The following is a 3,532-nucleotide window of genomic DNA, read 5'->3' on the forward strand; positions in this document are numbered from 1 at the left end:
ATCGGATTCAGCGCCTGCTGCGGCGGCCTTGGCGGCCTTGGCGGCCTTGGCGGACTGCGCGGCGGAAGCGGCGGTGCCGGTGCTGTCAGTGCCAGCGGCGGCCTGTTCGGCGGCGATCTGGGCCTTGGTGCGGCGCTTGGGCTTGGCCGGAGCGTCGGCAGCGGGAGCGGCGGCGGGGGTATCTTGCTTGTCAGTTGGTTCCATTATTCGTTTCTTCTTCAGGCACTGGCGTTATCGGTTCCTCGGCTTGCGCCGCCGCGACCGCTTCAGGGAATTCGTCTTCGATGGCCGCTTCGATCACGGCCTCGGCAAGTTCTAGGTTGGCGACCAGGTCTTCCGGGTCGGCATTCGCTACTTCAGGTGGCAATTCGGCGATGGCCCCGGCGGTATCGCCCGCCTCGCCTTCGTTCGGCGCGCCACGCACGCCGCCCACCGCGTCAGCGGCCGCCGCATCCGCGGCACCCGCCGCGTCCTCGCCAGCCACCGCGACCTGTGCGGCGACGGCCTGCGCGGCCTCGTCTTCGTCCTGCACGGCGCGGTCAAAGCTTTCCTGCAGCGCCGCCTCCAGCATATCCAGCCTGGCCCCCGCATCGGGCGCGCCAGCCAGCTGCTGCAACGGCGGCAGCTGCGCCAGCGACTGCAAGCCCAGGTCATCCAGGAACTGCCGGGTGGTGCCGAGCAGCGCCGGACGCCCCACCACTTCGCGATGGCCGACCACGTCGATCCAGCCACGGTCCTCCAGCGACTTGATGATCTGCGAGTTCACCGCCACGCCGCGAATCTCTTCGATATCCCCGCGCGTGACCGGCTGCCGGTAAGCGATGATCGCCAGCGTCTCCAGCGTGGCCCGCGAATAGCGCGGCGGCTTTTCTGGATTCAGGCGGTCGAGATACGCCTTCATCTCCGGCCGGCTCTGGAAGCGCCACCCGCTGGCCAGGCTCACCAGCTCGATCCCGCGCTCGGCCCAATCGTTCTTGAGTTCCTCCAGCACCACGCGGATCTTGTCCAGCTCGATGCCCTCGCCCAGCGGCTCGCCATCCTCGTCGACATCCACGAACAGCTTGCGCAAGGCGTGCACCGTCATCGGTTCCCGTGCACACAGCAGGGCCGTCTCGAGGACCTTCTTCGCCTCATCAGTATTCATCACGATGTCGACAACGCCACAGAACGTTAGACACACCCAGCATCAACGAAGAGCAGCAGCCGTCGCGGCGGCTGCCGTCAAGGAATCAAGTTGTCGTCGATACTGGAATCCGGGCCAGGGCAGGCGCGCCATGGGCGGGAGAGCTACGGGCGGCGCGGGGAGGCCGCTTTCAATGAGCAGCAGTCAAGACTGCCAATCCGGGGCCATTGTACCTGATAAAACCCGAAATTGGACAAGTTCAGTCGAGCGGGGCGTCCGTCAGTGTGCGGCCAGGCGCTCGGCCAGGATCGCGGACACGCCCACGAAGGCCGGGTATTCTGCCGTAATGACATACACCGGCACGCGCGCCAGGTAGGCGGCAAAGCGCCCCTTGTGCTCGAAGCGCGCGCGAAACGACGAGCGTTCGAAGCGCTCGCCCAGCTTGGGGACGATGCCGCCGCCGATGTAGACGCCGCCGGTGGCGCCCAGCGTCACGGCGAGGTTGCCGGCCACGGTGCCGAGCATGCCGCAGAAGGCTTCCACGACCTGGTCGCACAGGGCGCACTCGCCGGCCAGGGCGCGGCGGGTGATCTCGGGGGCCTTGATGTTCTCTTCCGCCTGGCCCCGGATCGCGCACAGGGCGCGGTAGATCAGTTCCAGGCCCACGCCGGACAACAGGCGTTCGGCGGACACGTGTTCGAATTCGCGCCAGGCGAACTGCAGGATCTGGACTTCGGTCTCGTTGGCGGGGGCGAAGGTGACGTGGCCGCCTTCGCTTTGCAGCGGGGTCCAGCGGGTGCCGCAGGGGATCAGGCCGGAGACGCCGAGGCCGGTGCCCGCACCCACCAGGCCAATGGCGGCGTCCGGGGCCGCGGTGCCGCCGCCCACCTGGCGCTTTTCATTGTCCCGCAGGTGCGGAAGCGACGAGGCGAGCGCGGTGAAGTCGTTTACAACCAGCAGCGTGTCGAAGCCCAGCTCAGTGCGGACGGCTGCGGTCGAGAACTGCCAGTGGTGATTGGTCATGCGCACGAAGTCGCCGTCGACCGGGTTGGCGATGGCGATGGCGGCGTGGCGGATCTGGCCGTACTGCGCGCGCGGTGCGAGATAGGCGCGCACGGCGTCGGCCAGGGTCGCGTGGTCCGCGCAGGCGAGCACGTCCACAGCTTCCACTTTGCCGGGGCCGGTTTCGAGAGCAAACCGCGCGTTGGTGCCGCCGATGTCGGCCAGCAGGCGCGCCCCGTCTGGGTGGGCAGAAGCGAAAACGGACAGGGAGGCTGCGGAAGTCATGACACGGTTCTGGAAGACGATAAGCAAGCTTACCGATTCTTCACTGTCGCGACAAGACTTTTTTGTAGTTTAGGTACATAGCAGCGGTAGATAAGCTGCTTTACAGGGGCAACTTCACAAAAACTGAAGGTAGTACGACTACGCGGGTGCGTCCACCGTGGCAGTGCCCACGGGGCGCCGGCGACGGCGGGGCAACAGGCACAGGAGGGCACCCAGCGTGCCGAGCCAGCCGATCATGTCGCCCGTGCGGGCGTACAGCGTGGCCCGTCGCGGCCCGGCAGGATCCCCCGGCGCGGAGAGCGCGGCAGCGGGCAGCGGTGCCAGCAGCGTGGTGCCGGGCATGGCGGCGGAAGGCGCCTCGGCGATGATGCGGCCAAACTGGTCGGTGACGGTCAGCAGCCCTTCCCTGGCGGCGCGCACCATGGCGAAGCCGCTTTCCACACCGCGCAGGGCCGACAGGCGGGCAGCATATTCGCCGTCGTCATTGAAGTCCCACGCGGGGACCAGCATCACCTGCGCCCCACGCTGGCCGTAGGCGCGGCCCATCGCGCCGAAGTGCATGTCCTTGCAGATGGCCAGGCCGTAGCTCGTGCTGCCGATGGCGCGCACGTCGAAGGCGTCGCCCGGAGCGAACTCGCGCTCGGGCGGGGCCATGTGGTGCTTGCTGTAGTTGGCGTCCAGGCGGCCGTCCGGGGCGAACAGCCATTCGAGGTTCTGCTTGCGCTGGCCGTCGTCGGTGCCGATGCCGACGGCCAGCCAGACTTTCGTGCGGGCGGCCAGGGTGGACAGGCGGGCCTGCAAGCGCTCGGCCTCGGCGGGCGGGACGACGGCGATCTTCTCCGGCAGCACCACGATGCCGGCGCCCTGCCCGGCCAGCGTTTCCACGTGCCGCTCGTATTGCGCCCAGATGCGCTCGACCTTCCCATGCTTCGTGCGCGGGCCGATGAAGTCGTCGATGACGGCCAGCCCCACGCGGCCGTCTCGGGTCGACGGCACCGCCGGGCTGTGCGCTTGCGGCGCGGCAGAACTCGCCAGTGGTGACACCACAGCCGGGCTTTGAGCCTGCGGCGCAGCCGTGCCGCCTCGCGGCGCCGGCATCGGGGCGGCCGCGAGGCGCACAAC

At 68.5% G+C, this 3,532-nt stretch carries 3 protein-coding genes and 1 pseudogene; all 4 read right to left on the bottom strand.

The features are described 5' to 3' along the window. Window positions 1-204 (bottom strand): annotated as a pseudogene (locus E4L96_RS16460) (hypothetical protein); the annotation flags it as partial. Next, window positions 191-1,144 carry an SMC-Scp complex subunit ScpB gene (gene scpB / locus E4L96_RS16465; protein ID WP_135208303.1) on the bottom strand — a complete coding sequence of 318 codons (954 nt, stop codon included), beginning with the start codon at window positions 1,142-1,144 and terminating at the stop codon, window positions 191-193. The pseudogene E4L96_RS16460 and the gene scpB, both read right to left, overlap by 14 nt. 258 nt (window positions 1,145-1,402) lie before the next feature. Beyond that, a complete protein-coding gene (locus tag E4L96_RS16470; protein WP_135208304.1) occupies window positions 1,403-2,410 on the bottom strand; it encodes a glucokinase in 1,008 nt (335 codons plus the stop codon). A gap of 138 nt (window positions 2,411-2,548) precedes the next feature. Next, the coding region (locus tag E4L96_RS16475) for a carbon-nitrogen hydrolase family protein (protein ID WP_220433447.1) at window positions 2,549-3,532 on the bottom strand (984 nt) is incomplete at its 5' end.

This window comes from Zemynaea arenosa (assembly GCF_004614185.1).
In the GTDB taxonomy this organism is placed as follows: domain Bacteria; phylum Pseudomonadota; class Gammaproteobacteria; order Burkholderiales; family Burkholderiaceae_D; genus Telluria; species Telluria arenosa.